The following is a 17,850-nucleotide window of genomic DNA, read 5'->3' as shown; positions in this document are numbered from 1 at the left end:
AGGCGATGACGGCTCCGAACCATGTGACGGTTGGCGGCGCTCCTGAAGGGTATGACGCACAGCTTGTTCTGAATGAGATCGCGCGCGTTGGCGGGCCGGTCTGCCACGTCGCGCGTGATGACAAGCGGATGGAGGCGATGCGGGCCGCATTGGCTTTCTTTGCCCCCGACATGCCGGTCTTCGTGTTCCCGGGCTGGGACTGCTTGCCCTATGACCGGGTATCGCCCAACGCCGACATTGCTGCGGCGCGTGTGGCGACATTGGCGGCGCTGGTGCATCAGATGCCGGACCGATTTGTCCTGCTGACAACGCTGAACGCCGCGACCCAGCGGGTGCCCGCGCGTGATGTTCTGCGCGAAGCGGCCTTTTCCGCCCGCGTAAACCATCGCGTTGATGAAACGGCATTGCGGAAATTCCTCGTTCGAATGGGATTTACCCAAAGCCCCACGGTGATGGAACCCGGCGACTATGCCATCCGAGGTGGCATTATCGACATCTACCCGCCGGGTGAATCCGGCCCCGTACGTCTTGATCTGTTCGGTGACGTGCTGGATGGCGCGCGCCGGTTTGATCCTGTCTCGCAGCGCACAACCGAGAAGCTGGACGTGGTCGAATTGGCCCCGGTGTCCGAGGTTATTCTGGATGAGGCTGCCATTACACGGTTCCGCCAGAATTATCGTATCGAGTTTGGCGCAGCAGGCACCGACGATCCGCTGTACGAGGCGATTAGCGCAGGCCGCAAGCACCAGGGCATCGAACACTGGCTGCCCTTCTTCCACGAAAAGCTGGAAACCCTGTTCGACTATCTGCCGGATGCAACGATCACCGTGGATGATCAGGTGACGCCGGCGCGGCTAGCGCGCTGGGATACGATTGCCGATCAGTATGAAACGCGACGTCTTGCGCTGGAAAACCGGTCGCGCATGGATACCGTGTATAAGCCTACGCCGCCCGGACTGCTTTATCTGGACGATGTCGCATGGGAACAGGCCGTCGGGGACCGACGGGTGATGCAGTTCAGCCCGCTGCCTCAGGCCAGTGGCCCCGGAGTGATCGACGCAGGCGGGCGGATCGGGCGCAATTTCGCGCCCGAGCGGCAACAGGAAAGCATCAGCCTGTTTGGAGCTTTGGCAGGCCACATCACAGACAAGATGGCCAAGGGGCCGGTTCTGATTGCCTCGTATTCGGAAGGTGCCAGGGAACGACTGACCGGACTGATTGAGGACGAAGGCCTGGCCGAAGCCATTCCCGTCACAGACGGCACCCGCATTGGTAAGCGTGGATTGCATCTGGCGGTTTGGGCACTTGAGCACGGTTTTGAAACGCCCGGATTGACCGTGATCGCCGAGCAAGACGTGCTGGGCGATCGCCTCATTCGCCAACCCAAGAAACGCCGGAAGGCTGAGAATTTCCTGACCGAGACCCAATCGCTCAGCCCCGGCGATCTGGTGGTTCATGTCGACCACGGGATCGGGCGCTATATGGGGATGGAGGTCGTCACGGCGGCCGGTGCTGCCCACGAATGCCTGCTGTTGGAATACGCTGAACAGTCCAAGCTGTATCTGCCGGTCGAAAACATCGAGCTTTTGTCGAAATACGGCCATGACGAGGGCTTGCTGGACAGACTTGGCGGTGGCGCATGGCAAGCGAAAAAGGCCAAGCTGAAAGAGCGCATCCGCGAGATGGCGGACAAGCTGATCCGCATCGCCGCGGAACGGGCGCTGCGCAAGGCTCCGGTCATGGACCCTCCGCCCCACGCGTGGGAGGAGTTCAGCGCGCGGTTTCCCTATCAGGAAACGGACGACCAGTTGCGCGCCATTTCCGAGGTGATGGAGGACATGCATTCCGGCGCGCCGATGGATCGTCTGATTTGCGGCGACGTGGGGTTCGGCAAAACCGAGGTCGCCATGCGAGCGGCCTTTGTTGCTGCGATGTCCGGCGTACAGGTGGCCGTGATCGCACCGACCACCTTGTTGGCCCGTCAGCATGCAGCCAGCTTCAGGGAACGGTTCCGGGGCTTTCCGTTAGAGGTGCGGCAACTGTCGCGGTTTGTGTCCGCCAAAGACGCGCAACAAACTCGCGATGGTCTGGCGCGCGGCACGGTGGATATCGTTATCGGAACCCATGCCTTGCTGGCCAAAGGTATCCGGTTCAACAATCTGGGTCTGTTGATCATCGACGAAGAACAGCATTTCGGTGTCGGTCACAAGGAGCGCCTGAAACAGCTGCGCAGCGACATTCATGTTCTGACCCTGACCGCCACGCCGATCCCGCGGACGCTGCAGCTGTCGCTGACTGGTGTGCGCGATCTGTCGATCATCGGTACGCCTCCCATCGACCGGTTGGCCATCCGCACCTATGTCAGCGAGTTTGACGCGGTCACCATCCGCGAGGCGTTGCTGCGCGAGCATTATCGCGGCGGGCAGAGTTTCTATGTGGTCCCGCGCATCTCGGACCTGCCAGAGATCGAGGAGTTCCTGAAAGAACAACTGCCCGAGCTGACTTATGTCGTGGCCCACGGTCAGATGGCTGCGGGTGAGCTTGATGATCGTATGAACGCTTTCTACGACGGAAAATACGATGTCCTGCTCGCGACGACTATTGTAGAAAGCGGGCTAGATATTCCTACGGCCAATACCATGGTCGTGCACCGAGCGGATATGTTTGGTTTGGCGCAGCTGTATCAAATCCGTGGTCGGGTAGGGCGGTCCAAAACCCGTGCCTATGCGTACCTGACCACCAAGCCGCGCCAGAAGCTAACCGCCACCGCCGAAAAGCGTCTGCGTGTTTTGGGGTCACTCGATACACTCGGAGCAGGCTTCACGCTGGCTTCGCAGGATCTCGATATTCGTGGTGCGGGCAACTTGCTGGGTGAGGAACAGTCCGGCCAGATGCGTGATGTCGGCTATGAGCTGTACCAGTCGATGCTGGAAGAGGCGATTGCCAAGATCAAAGCAGGCGAGATGGAGGGGTTGTCCGATGCCGACGACCAATGGGCGCCGCAGATCAATCTGGGCGTACCGGTTCTGATCCCCGAAGACTACGTGCCCGATCTGGATGTGCGTTTGGGCCTCTATCGTCGCCTGTCGTCGCTTTCGACCAAGGTCGAATTGGAAGGCTTTGCCGCTGAACTGATTGACCGTTTCGGGACGCTGCCGAAAGAGGTGAATACCCTGATGTTGGTCGTTCGTATCAAGGCGATGTGCAAACGAGCAGGAATTGCCAAGTTGGATGGCGGACCCAAAGGGGCGACGATCCAGTTCCACAACGACAAGTTCGCGTCACCTCAGGGGCTGGTCGAGTTCATCCAGAACCAACGCGGGCTGGCCAAGGTCAAAGACAACAAGATCGTTGTCAGGCGCGACTGGAAAAAGGACAGCGACAAGATCAAAGGCGCATTCGCAATCGCCCGCGATCTGGCCGAAAAGGTCATGGCTGAAAAGAAGAAAAAAGCTAAAGCCTAATCTCCGCTGACAAATGTGCATAGTTGCCACTCGCCCGCGTCCGATTTCACGAACGCGGCGCGGTGGCCGGTCATGGGCCAAAGGAAATCGCTGTGCATGAACCCGCGTGTGCCGTCGGTCAGCATTATGGGCTGATAGTCGGCGTCGTTGCGATAGCTTGTGATGATGACGATCTCGTGGCTGATCAGGCTCAGCACAGGGGCGCCCGGTTCGGCGGCTTGCCGAAGACTGACGTTCTTGCCGGTCACAAAGTAGGCCAGATAAGGGTCCAGCGAGGCAGGTAGGGTGATTTGCCATTGATGGGGCATCCAGAATTCGCCCTCATCATCAAAGTAACCAGGCTGGGACAAGGTGGTTTCCAGATCGCCCCAATGGGTGTCATTCGCGGTGAGATACTCGCGAAGCTCTTCCGGGCCGCCCTCGCCGCCGTGGCTAAGGTAGATGTCTGGGCAGGCCGCCGCGATCAAGGCGTCTGTGTTTTGCGCTGTCACGTCCGCCAATAGATCATTGCGAAAGGCGACAAGGGTTGGGTCGCGTTCTGCCTCATCGGCGGGCGGAAAGGTCTGGCGGTCGGCAAGGGCCGGGCCGTAAATTAACAGCCACAGCAGCAGCGCGCGGATCATTCTGCCGCCTTCATCGCAGCCTGCGCACAAAAACACGAGGCCCCGACGGCCCGGTCAGCCCGGGCAAGCGCCAGATCAAGACGCTGTTTGATCAGTTTGATCTCGACGGTTTCACCGCGTGCTTTCAGACAATCATGCAAGCCCTTCAGGCTCCAGATATTGTCGGGGTGGATTGAGGCGCGGCTGAGAGTTCCGCCCAGGCCTAGATCCTCGCGGTACACTGCTTCGGCTTCCGCCACGTGGCCTTGTTCGTAAAGCAATGCGCCCAGCGCGTGGCGCGCGGGTTGCATCCAACCCCAAGGTTCGTCGTAGGGCAGCGTGTCGTCCAACTCGACCGAACGCCTCAGATGGGCGAATGCGGCGTTATAGTTGCCTTTGCGATACTCAATCTCTCCGCGCAGCATTTCGCGGGCGATGTCCAGCAAGTCGATCACGCGGTTGTTGTGCAGCAGCCGGGTTTCCGGAACCCGATCCTTGGCGGCAAGAAACAGTTGCTCTTCGGCTTCTGCTTCGGCCACCTGACCCGTGGCGGCATAAGCAATAGAACGCGCGTAGTGGGTGGTCGCGGTCACAGTGCGGTAGAGGTCCTGATCCTCGGGCAGGTGCAGGGCTTTTGCCTCTTCCCACCGACCAAACCGGATCAGAATATGCGGCCCCATCGACATGTAACTTTCGAAGAAATCCGCCATGGGCGGGCTTTCGGTGCGCAGCATCTCTTCGGGGGTTGTGTCCCAGATGCCCTGATTTGCGCGCAATGCGGGTTCCATCTGACCCAGAAACAACGCGCCGTAGATGGCGAAGTGATAGTTGTGTTGGCGATAGCCTGTGTAGATGTTGAACGCGCCTTCGCGCTCATAATATTTCAGATCGGCCTCGGTGGCCTTTTCATTCCAGTAGACGACATTCTGATAATGCCCGCACAGCACGTCGATATGGGTAGGCATGTGAACCAGATGCCCCGCATCTGGTACCAATGTGCGCAACACGTCGCCGGCCCTTAGCGCTTTTTCCGGTGTCGGCGACATCTCCATCAGATGCACATAGAGGTGCAAGAGACCGGGATGCGACATGGCGGCAGGGTCGTCGGCCATCGCGTCTTCCAGTGCTTTTTGCGCCTCCAATGTCGCGGCACCTGCGGCGGGCTCACCTGTTTTTAGGTCCCACATCTGCCAAGGGGTCAGGTTGAGCAGCGCCTCGACATAGATGGTTCGCAAATCTAGGTGATCCGGCTGCTCGCCAAAGGCCGTCCGCATTGCATCGGCGAAGTCATGGTCCCAGCTGTGCATGTCGCCGACGGGATCGCGTTGAGGATACCGCGCGGGCAGGGCGCGGATCAGGGCCTGTTCAACCGATGTGCAGTTATCGACCAGAGCCACGGCTTTCTGTGTGGCATCAAAGGCCAGCGCCAGCGCCTTTCGCTGCCCACGGTCATCCAACAGGTTCCAGGGCAGGTTGTAATTCGGCCCTGCCGCATAGGCCACGCCCCAGTGGGCCATCGCACAGTCAGGGTCGTATTCAAGCGCGCGCTGAAAACACACGACCGCTTCGTCGTGGTTATATCCGTATGTCCAGTTCAATCCCCGGTCGAACCAAAGTTGCGCGTCCGTCGAGGCGGTCGTTATCGGACAGGAATATGCGCCAAGATCGTAATAGTCGCTCACTGGAAATCTCCCCTCACATTGGGGGAAGGTTACCCTGATTCAGCGGTTCTGCACAGATCAGGCGGGCAGCCGGTTTTCGATCCGCCCCATATGCAGCATCAGGCCGAAGCCCAGGATACTCATGGTCAGGATACCTAGGGCCAAAGGGATGATGGACCCGTCGAACAACTGCCCGATAGGGGCTGCAATCACGGCTGCAAACACAGTCGAGACCGCCCCGATCACCGAAGCTGCCATACCCGCGATATGGCCCATCGGCTCCATCGCGATGGCGTTCAGATTGCCCATCGTCATGCCCGCCATAAAGAAGACGGCTGTTTGCCAGCTTACGAAAACGGCAAAGGACAATGAGGGCGAAAGTTCTGTCGCATTCAGGGCGATGACTGCGGCGGTGAAGATGACCTGCGCGCCCAGGGCCCAAGTCACGATCCGCCGCATACCCAGTTTGATCACAAGTGCCGCGTTCAACAGGCTGGCAGAGCCTGCCATCAATGCCACGACACCGAACCAGAACGGGAAACTGTCTGCACTGTCATGGATGACATCATAGACCGGCTGCACCATCGTCAGCATGGTGAACAGCATCCCCAGACACAGGGTTTGCACCATGATCGACAAGCGAACTGTTGGGTGTGTGAACATCTGTCGCGCGGCGTCCAGTATCAGGGGCAAGCGCAGCGGGCGACGGTTCTCGACCGACAAGGGTTCCGGAAGGCGCAGGCCCATCCAGACAACGGTGATCAGTGAAAACAGGATGAATGAGGCAAAGATCCCGCGCCATCCGGTCAAGGCGATCACTCCGGCCCCCATCATCGGTGCAATTGCAGGAACAAGCGTGAAGATCATCATGGCGATGGACACGATGCGGGCCATTTCACGGCCCGAGTAGAGGTCACGGATAATCGCCATCGCCACCACGCGGGGTGCTGCGCATCCGATCCCCTGAAAGATCCGGGCGATCAGCAGCATCTCGAGCGAGGAGCTGGCCCAGGCAGCTGCCGCTGCGACAATGTACAAGGCAGAGCCGACATAGATCACCGGCTTACGGCCAAAGGCATCGGACAGCGGACCGGTAAAAAACGTGCCGATCCCCATGCCCAGCACAAACGAAGTCAGGATCAACTGTGCTTTGTTGATGTCGTCAGGGCTTAGCTGCGCGCCGATCTTTGGCAGCGCGGGCAACATCGAGTCGATCGAAAACGCTATCGTTGCAAACATCATTGCAACAAGTGCGATGAACTCGCCGCGAGACATTCGATTGACCATGGCGCCCTCCTGACCTGATTGCGCTATCACGGCAGGTCAGGTGACGCTAGGTGTCAATTTGCACAAGGGTCTGTGCTAATTTGCAGGATAAGCCTCAAGTTGAGACATGATGTCGGCGATCACTTTCTCCCACATTTCAGGAGGTTGTGCGCCGGGGACGGCGTGCTGATTGGCCACGATGAAGGTCGGGACCGAGTTGACGCCCATTTGCCGGGAATGCGTGTCGCGGTTGCTGATATCCTCGCGGTCGGCCTCGGATTTCAGCAATTTTAGAACGACCGCGGCGTCCATTCCGGCATTGTCGGCAATATCGGCCAGAACCTCATGGTCGCCGATGTCGCGGGCCTGCACGAAATAGGCATCGAACAGGGCGTCTACGATGGCGTTCTGTTTACCCTCGATCCCGGCCCAGTGGATCAGACGGTGGGCGTCGAGCGTGTTGGGCGTGCGCTTCATGCCTTCGAAGTCGATCTTCAGACCTGCATTTTCGGCGTGTTCGACCACCGGAGCATAGGCGCGTACGGCTCCGTCCTTGCCACCGAACTTTCGCTCAAGGTATTCGCGGCGATCCATGCCGGCGTCGGGCATATCGGGGTTCAGCTGGAACGGGTGCCACTCGATGACAAACGGGTGGTCGGGTACTGCTGCCAGCGCCTTATCCAGATGCGTTTTACCGATATAGCACCACGGGCAGATCGGATCGGACATGATGTCAAGCTTGACGGTCTGGGTCATTCGTTGGTCGCCTTGAAATAGGCCGGCAGCGCCCGGCGCAGAAGTTTCCCATTCCCGCCACTTGGCAGTTCAGGCAGATGGATGAAGGCGCGCGGCTGTTTATAGCGCGCCAGATTTGCCTCGACATAGGTGCGCAGGGCTGCTTCGTCCAGTTTTTCCGGCCCTGTATAGAAGGCTGCTATCACAAATGTGTCCTGTTTGACCTCGACTGCCGCAGCGCCGACCTGCGCGATGCCGGGATATCGGGACAGCGCGGCTTCGACCTCAACCGGTGAGACTCGATACCCGCCCGCGTTCATCATGTCGTCGTCGCGGCCCAGATAGGTAATCTGGCCGTCGACAGCCATCGCACCCTGATCGCCCGTCAAAAACCATTCGCCCTGCATCCGCGCGCTGGCCTCGTCCGGGGCGTTGAGGTAGGTCAGCATCAGGCCGGGATCGGACCGGTGCACGGCGATGGTGCCTTCCTGACCCTGAGGTACTGGCCCTTCCGGACCCAGGATCGCTATGCGACGCCCGGGTTGTGGTTGACCCAACGCATCGCCCCGCGCCGGGTGGGTCGGGCTTGATGAAATAAAGGTCGAACACTCGGACATGCCATAGGCCTCATAGAGCTCGGTGCCGGTGGTTTGGGTCCATTTTTGGTGCAGATGGCGCGACAGTTTTTCGCCCGCACTCAACCCATGCCGCAGGTCCGGCGCGTGCAGATCGGCTTGCGCGCTCAATACTTTTCGAAACACGCCGGGGGCGGCGGCAAAGATGGTCGCCCGGTGGTCCCGCAACAGCGCGGGCAGGGCGGCCAGATCGGTGCCCGGTTCCGGAATCAGAGCTGTTGCGCCGATGGTCCAGGGGTCCATCAACCCCGTGCCCAGCGTGTATGTCCAGTTGAAGGCCCCCGCGTGGCACAAACGATCGCTCTTACGCAGACCGTACCAGCCATCTACCATCATCTGGCGTGCCCAGATGGCGCGGTGGGCGTGGGCTACGGCCCTCGGTTTCCCCGACGTGCCAGATGTGTAGACAACGTAGGCCATCCGCTCCGGGTCACCCATTTGATACTCGGCCGCAGGCAGGTCGCGCATTCCGGCCAAATCGGACAGGTCAATCTGAACCGGGTGCGCGGCGCACGCAACCTGTGGGTCACGCAGAATGGCGGCTGGCTTAAGGTCCTTGATCATGCGCTGTGTTTCCGGTTCGGTCAGCTGCGATGATGTTGGGACCGGGATGATGCCAACGGCAATTGCCCCAAGATAGGCAATCGGGAAGTCGACCGTGTTCCCAAGGCGCATCAATGCGATGTCGCCGGGTTTCAATCCGGCCTTCAGCAATCCTGTACCAGTGCCCAGAATGGCCTTCTGTAACTGTCGATACGTCCAATGCGCCGCATCCGCAGGCCCGACCACAGACAGGGCGGTCTTGTCCGACAACTGATCCGCATGGCGCAACACATGCGCGGCCAGATTGAACGGAGATGGACAGGCCGGCGGTGGCCCTTGATCGAATATTGAAAGCATAGCAACTGGCTAGCGCGGCCACTGCCGCGTTGCAAGCGGGACGGGCTGCGCCTATAGAATGACCTATGAGTACCCAAGACCAGACATCTCTGATCCGCATTGCCCGGGACTCGGGCGACCATACCGAAGTCGAACCGCTGGACCTTGGCGCGCGTGTGCGCGAGTTGCGGAAAGCTCGGAAATGGACGCTTGAACAGGCCGCAACTCAGGCCGGTTTGGCGCGTTCGACGCTCAGCAAGATCGAAAATGGACAGATGTCTCCTACTTATGACGCGCTGAAGAAGCTGGCGACCGGTTTGGAGATTTCGGTGCCGCAACTGTTCACTCCACCGCAGCGGGATCAAGTGATTGGTCGGATGGCGGTGACGCGCATGGGCGAAGGCTCTGCGCATCCCACGACCACTTATGAGCATGAACTGCTGGCCGATACGCTGACTAAAAAGCAGATGCTGCCCTATCGGGCGCGCGTCCGTGCGCGGTCAATGGACGAGTTCGACGGTTGGGTTCGTCATGATGGCGAAGAGTTTCTGTATGTGTTGACGGGCGTCGTGCGCCTGTACACCGAATTTTACGAACCAGTAGAAATGCGTCGTGGCGACAGCGCGTACTACGACGGTAGCATGGGTCATAATGTAATTTCGGTCAGCGACGAAGACGCTATGATCCTGTGGGTGACATCACTTACTTAACGAGCGGCTAAATTCGCGGTTCAAACCTTCTGTGAACAAAAAGTCCTCAAGCTCTTCATGGGCTTCGTTCATAGTCAGTTGGTGGCGTTCGGCCAGATACGCCTCAAATCGTTTGCGGTCTTGGCTCAACCGCACCTTGTCTTGATCCCGCAGGTTCGGAAAACGCCGTTTGGCGCGTATATACATTGCGTCCCAGTCTTGCGTCAGATCGGTCCAGTTCAACATAAACGAGCTTTCCGGTTAATTGGTTTCACAACTGCTCGGCCCATAGCTCAGCGTACGAACGCGGTGTGGACGTTCGGCCATGACAAAATGTCGCACCATGATTGGGGATGGGATTGGTTTCTGACGAAACCGAAAGTGCCCGTTGCAGCCAACCCGCAACGGGCAGACGGACCTGATTTTTGAGTGAGTGGAGGCCGGTCCGTAAATTCGATACGCAACGCACCGGACGAAGAGTTATGGTTTGAAATTCAAAGCAATAATCAAATCGCGCAATGCATTGCGGTATATGCACAAGCTATATCGTTAGGCCCTGTTCAGTAAAGCTTTTTGTGTGAGTTTTTCGATTCCCTACTTGACGTAGGGGCAACTACAATATGTTGCCGCGACGAAATTCAAAGCCGCGGTATCTAGTGTCGATCGACTGTGTGCTATTTTCCGCCGACGCGTTGGACGCCGCGCCTGACCGTCTACTCTTCGTACCACCAGACCTGCGGCATGTACTCCGGCCCGTCACCATAGATCGGCAAGGTTTCCGGCTGCTTGAGTTCCCTGGCGTGGGCGATCCTGCCAACATCGAAGTTCCAGATCGGAATGACATAGCGACCGGCGGTCAGAACCCGATCCAGCGCCCGTGTCGCGGCAACAAAATCCTCACGGCTTTCTGAGGCCAGCATGGCGTCAATCATTCCGTCCACGGCTGGCGAGGCCACCCCCATCAGATTGCGTGTGCCGGGAGTGTTGGCGTTTTCGCTGCCCCAATACAGGCGCTGCTCGTTGCCGGGAGACAGGGACAGGGCGCGACGGAAGAACGTTATGTCGAAATCCAGTTCGGACGTCCGGCTGGTGAACTGGGCGCTGTCGACCTGTTCTGTTGTCACCTGAATGCCTAAGCGCTCTAGCGCGCGGGAGTAGATGTCGATTGCCGTTTGACTTTCAGTATCGCCCTGTTGCAGCAGCACGGTCAGGGCAAAGACATCGCCGTTTTCGTTGCGCAGAACACCGTCCTGGATAGTCCAACCAGCTTCGGCCAGCAATTTGGTGGCGGCGCGGATGTTCGTGCGGTTGCGGGCCGATCCATCACTTTCCGGCAGGGTATAGCCTTCAAGCGTTCCGGGGGGCAGGTCATCTTTGAACTCCAACAGCAGTTCTTCAACGCGACCAGTTGCCGGACCGGGTTGCATCGCAAGATCCGAGCCCGAGTAGTAGGAAGTGATACGCGGCTGCGCATTGCCGGTAATCGTGTCGTTGATGAATTCGAAATTGAATGCGAGTGTCAGCGCTTCGCGGACACGCCAGTCGTCGAAAGGTGCCTTACGCGTGTTCATAACGAATCCGGTCATCCCCGAGGGCTTGCCGTGCGGGATTTCTGTCTTGATCACGTCTCCACGCTGAACCGCCGGGAAGCTATATTGGTTTTCCCACTTGTCGGCATTGAACTCGCGCACAGCGCTCAGTTCCCCGGCTTTGAAAGCTTCGAAAAGAACGGTGCCGTCGCCGTAGAACTCGATCCGCATCTCATCCAGGTTCATAGTGCCACGGCGAAATGGTATATCCGCGCCCCAATAGTCCGGGTTTCGTTTCAGGGTCACGTATCTGCCAGCCTCATAGCCGTCGACGACGTAAGGGCCAGTGCCGACGGGGATGTCATGCAGCCCGGCATTGGCAAAGTCTTTGCCCTCCCACTGGGACTTCTGCAGGATGGGTCGCAGGCCAGCGATCAGGGCAAGCTCGCGGTCAGGCTCATTGAAGGTTATGCGTACCGAGCGGGGGCCGGTCTGTTCGATGCTGTCGATCTTGCCCCACAACCCGCGATAGCGCAGGTGACCTTCAGTTCCCAAAGTCTCATATGACCAGATGACATCATCAACCGTCACCGGCGTACCGTCCGAGAATTCGGCATTCTCACGCAGGGTGAATTCCACCCAAGACCGGTCCGGTGCAGTCTCAACCGATTCGGCTAATAGCCCGTAAAGAGTAAAAGGTTCGTCCCAGGAACGGCCCATCAAGCTCTCATGAGTCCAAAATCTCAGTTGCCAGGGCGAGCTGCCTTTTTGCACGAACGGGTTCAAACTGTTATAGCCGCCCGTGTTTCCAAATACGACTTTCCCGCCTTTGGGCGCATCCGGATTGGCGTAGGGCAGGGACACAAAATCCGGTGGTAGGGCCGGGTCGCCATACATAGCTATGCCATGAGCCGATTCTGCATGAGCAATTGAAGTGCCCAAAAGCGCGGTGATTCCCGCGATCAATGGTCGAACGGGGCGGAGAAAATCGGGGCTCATTTTGGAAACAATCCTGCTCTGGCCTTATTTTGTTGGGATTCATCGTAGCGATGATTTTTCTTATTTTCAAACTTTTAGCTTGGACGAAGGCACGGAATTGCTTATAAAGGACGCACTGCTCGATAGGTTTCTTGCCTGTATGAAACCTGCCTCAATAACTTAACGCCCGCTTCGTGCGGGCGTTTTTTTGTGCGGGTCTGACATAGGATGCGTCGCCCGGATGTTTCCCCGTTTTCTTTGCAGCTGCAGCATGGCACTGTGTCGCCAAAGTTGACTTTGTGGGAGTTCGGCCATGAGCCTTTCGGGAAAAACAGCCATCATCACCGGATCGAATTCAGGGATCGGATTGGGCGTCGCGCGCGAGCTGGCGAAGGCCGGGGCCAACGTGGTGCTGAATTCCTTTACCGACCGCGACGAAGATCACGCGCTGGCAGCCGAAATCTCGCAGGAGACCAGCACCAGCGCGCGCTACATCAAGGCGGACATGTCAAAAGCTGAGGAATGCCGCGCGTTGATCGAGCAAGCGGGGGCTTGCGACATTCTTGTGAACAACGCCGGCATTCAACATGTCGCGCCCGTCGATCAGTTTCCGGTTGAAAAGTGGGACGCGATTATCGCGATCAACATGAACTCGACCTTTCACACTATGGCGGCCGCATTGCCTATGATGCGCGCGGCCGGATGGGGCCGCATCGTGAATATCGCCTCGGCGCATGGCTTGACGGCTTCTCCGTTCAAGGCGGCCTATGTGGCGGCCAAGCATGGGGTGGTCGGTATGACCAAAACGGTCGCTCTGGAAACCGCGCAAGAGCCGATCACATGCAACGCGATCTGTCCCGGCTATGTTTTGACTCCGCTGGTTGAGGCTCAGATCCCGGACACCATGAAGGAATACGACATGAGCCGTGAGGACGTGATCAAGAACGTCATGCTCGAACGGCAACCGTCGAAAGAGTTCGCGACCGTTGAGCAGTTGGGCGGCACTGCGATTTTCCTGTGCTCGGACGCTGCGGCGCAGATCACCGGGACCACCATATCGGTTGATGGTGGATGGACAGCTCTCTGAACAAGGAAGCCACGTGGTGAAACGGATCAATCTGGCGCTGCAAGGCGGTGGCGCGCATGGGGCCTTTACGTGGGGCGTTCTGGACCGGATTCTGGACGAAGAGGATATCGAGGTTGCGGCCATCACCGGGACCTCGGCCGGGGCGCTGAACGGGGCGGCGTTCAAATCCGGGATGGTCCACAACGGCCGCGACGGGGCACGCGACAGTATGGACGGGCTGTGGGCGCGGATGGGCGCGGTGGGGGACATGCGGCTTGCCAACTGGATGCAAGCGCTGGAGCCGGCGCAGATCGCTCAGTCGATGGAGTATTCGCTGCCATTCTCGGTCGGCGACGCGTGGTCCCGATTAGTGTCGCCTTATGCCTACGGTCCGTTTTATCGCAATCCACTGGAGCCGGTCGTGGACCGGTTCAACTTTGATGAGATCTGCGCCGATGAAGGCCCGCGATTGTTCGTCTGTGCGACCTGTGTGCGCAGCGGCAAGATCCGGGTGTTCACCGGGGATGAGATTTCGACGGATGCGATACTGGCTTCGGCCTGTCTGCCGAACCTGTTTCAGGCGGTTGAGATATTCGACCCCAAATCGGGTCGGACCGAGGCGTATTGGGACGGTGGCTATACGGGCAACCCGGCTTTGTACCCGCTGTTCAACGCAGATTTGCCCGAAGACGTCGTGGTTGTGAACATCAACCCGCTGGAACGCAATGAGGTGCCAAAAACACCGCAGCAGATCCAGAACCGGATCAACGAGATCAGCTTTAACTCATCCCTGTTTCGCGAGTTGCGGGCGATCAGTTTTGTTCAGCGTCTGCTAGCGGAAGGCAAGTTGAAGGCCGGAGAGATGAGCCGCGTATTCGTGCACATGATCGCAGATGACGACTTGATGAATGACCTTTCTGTGGCGACCAAGACGGTTCCGAACCCTGTGATCCTGCACAAACTGAAAGAAGCCGGTCGGGCGGCGGCACACCGGTTCCTAGCGGAAAACAAAGGTGATTTGGGCGAACGTAGTACGGTCAACCTGCCCGAGATGTTCGGCTGATCATTCCGGCGGCTGCGTCGGATCTTTTTCGTTGGGATAGACAAGCCCGGCGGAGATCACCAGTTTCGCGGCATCTTCGATGGTCATATCCAGCAGGATTACGTCCTCGGCCGGAAAGAACAGCAGAAAGCCTGAAGTCGGGTTTGGTGTGGTCGGGACAAACACGCCAAGCAGGTCGCCACTGGTTTCCGCGCGTTCGCTGACCTCGCCCTTTGCCGTCGTTGACACAAAGCCGATCGCCCATATGCCCCTGCGCGGGTATTGGATCAGGCAGGCTTTCTCGAACGACCTTTCGGTCTGGGCGAATACCGTCTCCGAGATTTGCTTGATCCCGGAATAGACCGACCGGACGACAGGCATCCGGCTCACAAGACTTTCTGCAAAATGGATCAGCGACCGGCCCAGAATGCCCTTTGCAATCCAGCCCACGATCACCGTGAAGGTCAGAAAGATGATGACGCCCACGCCCCGCAGGTTGATGCCAACATATTGCTGAGGCTGGAACTGCTGAGGGATCAACGGAAGAACCGCGCTGTCGATCCAACCGACGACCGACCAGATCAGCCAGATCGTCAGCCACACCGGTGCAATGACGACGATGCCCGTCAGGAACGACGCGCGCAGTCGGGACAAAAGCCCCGGGCGGCGATGCGGTTCTTCGTCAAATGGTGTGTTCATTGCGGTCCTGAGCGGTTTTCTGCCGAGTTAGTTAAGCAGTCCGGTGCGTCGGTACAATAGCTTTGTGTCAATCCGTCCGGTCAGAAAGAGCGCGCGCAATTCCAGCCGCCAGACGCGCATTGTTGCGCACCAAAGCGATATTGGCCGTCAGCGAGCGCCCCTCGGTCTGTTCGTAAATCCGTTGCAATAGATAGGGTGTGACGCCTTTGCCGGTGATCCGGTGAGCATCGGCATCAGCCTGGGCGGATGCGATGATCGGGGCCAGTTCCTCGGCCGGGATCTGTTCATCAGCCGGGATCGGGTTGGCGACCAACTGTCCGCCGGGTAGGCCCAGCGCACGGCGGGTGGCATGTGCCTTGGCGATATCTTCGGCGCTATCCATACGCAGCGGCGCGGCATAGGGCGACTTGGCCGACCAAAAGGCCGGAAACTCGTCCTGCCCATAAGCGATGACCGGGACGCCCAGCGTTTCCAGAACCTCAAGCGTTTTGGCCAGATCGAGGATGGCTTTGGCACCCGCAGCCACGACCGTCACCGGGGATTGGGCGAGTTCATGCAGATCGGCCGAGATGTCAAAAGTCGTCTCAGCCCCCTGATGCACACCACCGATACCGCCGGTTGCAAAGACCTCGATCCCGGCATAATGCGCGGCGATCATTGTGGCCGCGACCGTCGTCGCTCCGGTGCCGCCGGTTGCCATGCAGGCCGCCATATCTGCGCGGGACAGTTTGGCAACGCCCTGTGCCTGACCCAGCGACTTCAGTTCATCGGCCTCAAGGCCAACGTGCAGCTTGCCCTTGATCACAGCCATCGTGGCCGGAACCGCACCCGCATCGCGGATGTCCTGTTCGACCTGCGCCGCCACCTCGATGTTCTGAGGGTAGGGCATCCCGTGGGTGATGATGGTGCTTTCCAGCGCGACGATGGGTTGGCCTGCTTCTTTGGCGGCGCGGACCTCGGCGGAATATTGAATGTCGATCACAGGGGAGTCTCTCCGGATACGTATGTTGCGGCGGCGTTCAGAGCGCGGGTCAGAGCCTCGGCGCTGGATGCGCCACCAGATTCTGACGCGATATGCGCCGCCATGAAGGTATCCCCGGCGCCGGTCACGCGCGTGACCAGAACGGACGGGGGTGTTTGGGTCAGAATCTCGTCAGCGTTGCCGACGGTGGCCGAATTGCCGCCGTCCGTAACGAGCACGCGCAGCGCGCCGCGATCCAACAGGCCTTTGGCGGCGCTTTCCGAGTCCGCGAACTCGCGCTGGCACAGGATGCCAGCTTCTTCGAGGTTCACGTACAGCGTTGCGCGGGCATGTTTCAGAAACGGCAGAAGCCGTTCGGCCTTGCCGGGCGAGGCCGGAGCCACGCGCAGATCGGCGCGCGCGAAGGCAGGGCTTTGGGCAATTTCTTCAAGCAGGTTCAGCGTCAGGTTGCCGTCCAGCGCGATGGGGCCTGCGAAGGGGGCGTTCTCATATCCCAGCGGTCCGTGCATCAGAGGCCGCAAAATCTTGGCTCCTGCTGCCTCAAGCGAATGCGCATCAGCAATGGCTGCGATCAAACCGTTGGCCCCCTCGACCGCCATATACCGGTCCGTCGGCAAATCCTGCGAGCGGTAGATATGATCCGTTACCATTCCCAACCGCGCACAGGCGTTTGCCAATTCATCACCTTCGGGATCGCGCCCGATGGCAGTCAGCAGAGTGGGGGTCATGCCAAAACGCACAAGCGTCATGGCGATGTTCATGGCCACACCGCCGGGCAGGCGGGTGATCCGCCCCGGCACGTCCGAGCCTTGCCGCATGGCGCTGGCGGATCGACCAATCACGTCCCAAAGGACCGAGCCGATGCAGAGAATGTCGCTGTTCTGAGTCATGTGATCGTCATGCCGCAGGCCCCGCGCAGGTGCAAGGGTCAACGCTCACATCGCGTCGGTAAGTGCCTTGAGCGCTGCGGCGGGGTCGTCCTGGGCCCAAATCTCTTCGCCGATGCCAAAGAAATCGGTATGTGGGGCCAGGTCGCGGATCAGGTCAGGCGTCAACCCGCCTTCGGCCACCACTGGCACTTCGATCATTTCCGACCACCACTGGAACAGGTCTTTCTCTGCAGTGGTGCCGTCACCCAGTGTGGAGTTCCCAACCGGACCAAAGGCCACGTAGTCGGCACCTGCTTCGCCAGCGGTCATGCCGTCGTGGCTGGAGGCCCCGCAAAAGCTGCCAACAATCGCGTCTGCGCCCAGTTCTTTGCGTGCTGCGCGCACCGAGCGGGCCGCGTCGTCCAGATGCACCCCGTCCAGACCCAGACGCTGCGCCAGCAGGACATGGTTCGAAATCACCAACGCCACATCGCGCGCATGTGCAACTTCGCGGCAGGCATCGGCCGCGCGCGCGATCGTGTCCTCATCACTGCCCGCGAGCGCCAGGCGGATGCAGGCGATCTCGGCCCCGTCCAGAACGCTGGCCAAACGATTGGTGAAGGTGCTTAGTTCGATGGTCGGAGGTGTGATCAGGTAAATCTGTGGCTGCTCGGGGGTGTCCATTGGCGCGTCCTTCGCTTTCAGTCTTTTGCGCGGTTTAGCGGATTGCGGCGGGGAAGCAAACTTTTATGCC

The 17,850-nt window shown here is 59.2% G+C and carries 15 protein-coding genes; 4 read left to right on the top strand and 11 right to left on the bottom strand.

Annotated features, from left to right (window positions below):
- Positions 1 to 5: 5 nt before the first annotated feature.
- Positions 6 to 3,464 carry a transcription-repair coupling factor gene (mfd, locus tag GOW16_RS09415; protein ID WP_170413732.1) on the top strand — a complete coding sequence of 1,153 codons (3,459 nt, stop codon included), beginning with the start codon at positions 6 to 8 and terminating at the stop codon, positions 3,462 to 3,464.
- On the opposite strand, the gene GOW16_RS09410 is transcribed toward mfd, so the two are convergent.
- The 5 genes from GOW16_RS09410 to GOW16_RS09390 form a co-directional block, all read right to left on the bottom strand.
- Positions 3,461 to 4,087, bottom strand: coding sequence for an SH3 domain-containing protein (locus tag GOW16_RS09410; protein ID WP_170413729.1), 627 nt, complete (start codon positions 4,085 to 4,087; stop codon positions 3,461 to 3,463). The two genes, mfd and GOW16_RS09410, sit on opposite strands and share 4 nt — an antisense overlap.
- The gene (locus GOW16_RS09405; RefSeq protein ID WP_170413726.1) at positions 4,084 to 5,748 is read right to left on the bottom strand and encodes a tetratricopeptide repeat protein; all 1,665 of its coding nucleotides are present in this window, start codon (positions 5,746 to 5,748) and stop codon (positions 4,084 to 4,086) included. The genes GOW16_RS09410 and GOW16_RS09405 overlap by 4 nt, the downstream gene beginning before the upstream one ends.
- A 57-nt stretch (positions 5,749 to 5,805) precedes the next feature.
- Positions 5,806 to 7,014 (bottom strand): multidrug effflux MFS transporter, encoded by a 1,209-nt coding sequence (locus tag GOW16_RS09400; RefSeq protein ID WP_170413723.1) that lies wholly within the window; start codon positions 7,012 to 7,014, stop codon positions 5,806 to 5,808.
- A 75-nt stretch (positions 7,015 to 7,089) separates the two neighbouring features.
- Positions 7,090 to 7,749, bottom strand: coding sequence for a DsbA family oxidoreductase (locus tag GOW16_RS09395; protein WP_170413719.1), 660 nt, complete (start codon positions 7,747 to 7,749; stop codon positions 7,090 to 7,092).
- Positions 7,746 to 9,263: a class I adenylate-forming enzyme family protein gene (locus GOW16_RS09390; protein ID WP_170413717.1), complete on the bottom strand. Its 1,518-nt coding sequence runs from the start codon at positions 9,261 to 9,263 to the stop codon at positions 7,746 to 7,748. Before GOW16_RS09390 ends, GOW16_RS09395 begins: the two co-directional genes overlap by 4 nt.
- Before the next feature lie 65 nt (positions 9,264 to 9,328).
- Here GOW16_RS09390 and GOW16_RS09385 point away from each other — a divergent pair, with 65 nt between their 5' ends.
- Positions 9,329 to 9,952, top strand: a complete 624-nt coding sequence (locus tag GOW16_RS09385) for a helix-turn-helix domain-containing protein (protein WP_170413714.1) — start codon at positions 9,329 to 9,331, stop codon at positions 9,950 to 9,952.
- Here GOW16_RS09385 and GOW16_RS09380 read toward each other — a convergent pair.
- A complete protein-coding gene (locus tag GOW16_RS09380; protein WP_170413710.1) occupies positions 9,941 to 10,177 on the bottom strand; it encodes a hypothetical protein in 237 nt (78 codons plus the stop codon). The genes GOW16_RS09385 and GOW16_RS09380 overlap by 12 nt on opposite strands.
- Positions 10,178 to 10,644: 467 nt before the next feature.
- Positions 10,645 to 12,459, bottom strand: a complete 1,815-nt coding sequence (locus GOW16_RS09375; protein WP_170413707.1) for an extracellular solute-binding protein — start codon at positions 12,457 to 12,459, stop codon at positions 10,645 to 10,647.
- Between the two features lie 292 nt (positions 12,460 to 12,751).
- On the opposite strand from GOW16_RS09375, the gene GOW16_RS09370 reads away from it, so the two are divergent.
- Both GOW16_RS09370 and GOW16_RS09365 read left to right on the top strand, forming a co-directional pair.
- Positions 12,752 to 13,525, top strand: coding sequence for a 3-hydroxybutyrate dehydrogenase (locus GOW16_RS09370; RefSeq protein ID WP_170413704.1), 774 nt, complete (start codon positions 12,752 to 12,754; stop codon positions 13,523 to 13,525).
- 13 nt (positions 13,526 to 13,538) lie between these two features.
- Entirely contained in the window at positions 13,539 to 14,567 is a 1,029-nt protein-coding gene (locus GOW16_RS09365) for a patatin-like phospholipase family protein (protein WP_170413701.1), read from the top strand.
- Here GOW16_RS09365 and GOW16_RS09360 read toward each other — a convergent pair whose 3' ends face one another.
- The 4 genes from GOW16_RS09360 to GOW16_RS09345 all read right to left on the bottom strand — a co-directional run bounded on the left by GOW16_RS09360 (position 14,568) and on the right by GOW16_RS09345 (position 17,780).
- Positions 14,568 to 15,245 carry a DUF502 domain-containing protein gene (locus tag GOW16_RS09360; RefSeq protein ID WP_170413698.1) on the bottom strand — a complete coding sequence of 226 codons (678 nt, stop codon included), beginning with the start codon at positions 15,243 to 15,245 and terminating at the stop codon, positions 14,568 to 14,570.
- 67 nt (positions 15,246 to 15,312) lie between these two features.
- Positions 15,313 to 16,227 carry a pseudouridine-5'-phosphate glycosidase gene (locus tag GOW16_RS09355; RefSeq protein WP_368039880.1) on the bottom strand — a complete coding sequence of 305 codons (915 nt, stop codon included), beginning with the start codon at positions 16,225 to 16,227 and terminating at the stop codon, positions 15,313 to 15,315.
- Positions 16,224 to 17,117: a PfkB family carbohydrate kinase gene (locus GOW16_RS09350; protein ID WP_170413695.1), complete on the bottom strand. Its 894-nt coding sequence runs from the start codon at positions 17,115 to 17,117 to the stop codon at positions 16,224 to 16,226. Before GOW16_RS09350 ends, GOW16_RS09355 begins: the two co-directional genes overlap by 4 nt.
- A 45-nt stretch (positions 17,118 to 17,162) precedes the next feature.
- Positions 17,163 to 17,780 carry a thiamine phosphate synthase gene (locus GOW16_RS09345; protein WP_170413693.1) on the bottom strand — a complete coding sequence of 206 codons (618 nt, stop codon included), beginning with the start codon at positions 17,778 to 17,780 and terminating at the stop codon, positions 17,163 to 17,165.
- Positions 17,781 to 17,850: the final 70 nt, after the last annotated feature.

Source organism: Ruegeria atlantica (assembly GCF_013033965.1).
Lineage (GTDB): Bacteria > Pseudomonadota > Alphaproteobacteria > Rhodobacterales > Rhodobacteraceae > Ruegeria > Ruegeria atlantica_D.
The sequence above is the reverse complement of the archived record's forward strand: the minus strand, read 5'-3'. Positions and strand labels throughout refer to the sequence as shown.

Bases quoted from the DNA above. Each gene is read 5' to 3' on its own strand.
- mfd (WP_170413732.1), top strand. From the start codon at position 6: ATGACGGCTCCGAACCATGTGACGGTTGGCGGCGCTCCTGAAGGGTAT.
- GOW16_RS09410 (WP_170413729.1), bottom strand. From the start codon at position 4,087: ATGATCCGCGCGCTGCTGCTGTGGCTGTTAATTTACGGCCCGGCCCTT.
- GOW16_RS09400 (WP_170413723.1), bottom strand. From the start codon at position 7,014: ATGGTCAATCGAATGTCTCGCGGCGAGTTCATCGCACTTGTTGCAATG.
- GOW16_RS09395 (WP_170413719.1), bottom strand. From the start codon at position 7,749: ATGACCCAGACCGTCAAGCTTGACATCATGTCCGATCCGATCTGCCCG.
- GOW16_RS09390 (WP_170413717.1), bottom strand. From the start codon at position 9,263: ATGCTTTCAATATTCGATCAAGGGCCACCGCCGGCCTGTCCATCTCCG.
- GOW16_RS09385 (WP_170413714.1), top strand. From the start codon at position 9,329: ATGAGTACCCAAGACCAGACATCTCTGATCCGCATTGCCCGGGACTCG.
- GOW16_RS09380 (WP_170413710.1), bottom strand. From the start codon at position 10,177: ATGTTGAACTGGACCGATCTGACGCAAGACTGGGACGCAATGTATATA.
- GOW16_RS09375 (WP_170413707.1), bottom strand. From the start codon at position 12,459: ATGAGCCCCGATTTTCTCCGCCCCGTTCGACCATTGATCGCGGGAATC.
- GOW16_RS09370 (WP_170413704.1), top strand. From the start codon at position 12,752: ATGAGCCTTTCGGGAAAAACAGCCATCATCACCGGATCGAATTCAGGG.
- GOW16_RS09360 (WP_170413698.1), bottom strand. From the start codon at position 15,245: ATGAACACACCATTTGACGAAGAACCGCATCGCCGCCCGGGGCTTTTG.
- GOW16_RS09350 (WP_170413695.1), bottom strand. From the start codon at position 17,117: ATGACTCAGAACAGCGACATTCTCTGCATCGGCTCGGTCCTTTGGGAC.
- GOW16_RS09345 (WP_170413693.1), bottom strand. From the start codon at position 17,780: ATGGACACCCCCGAGCAGCCACAGATTTACCTGATCACACCTCCGACC.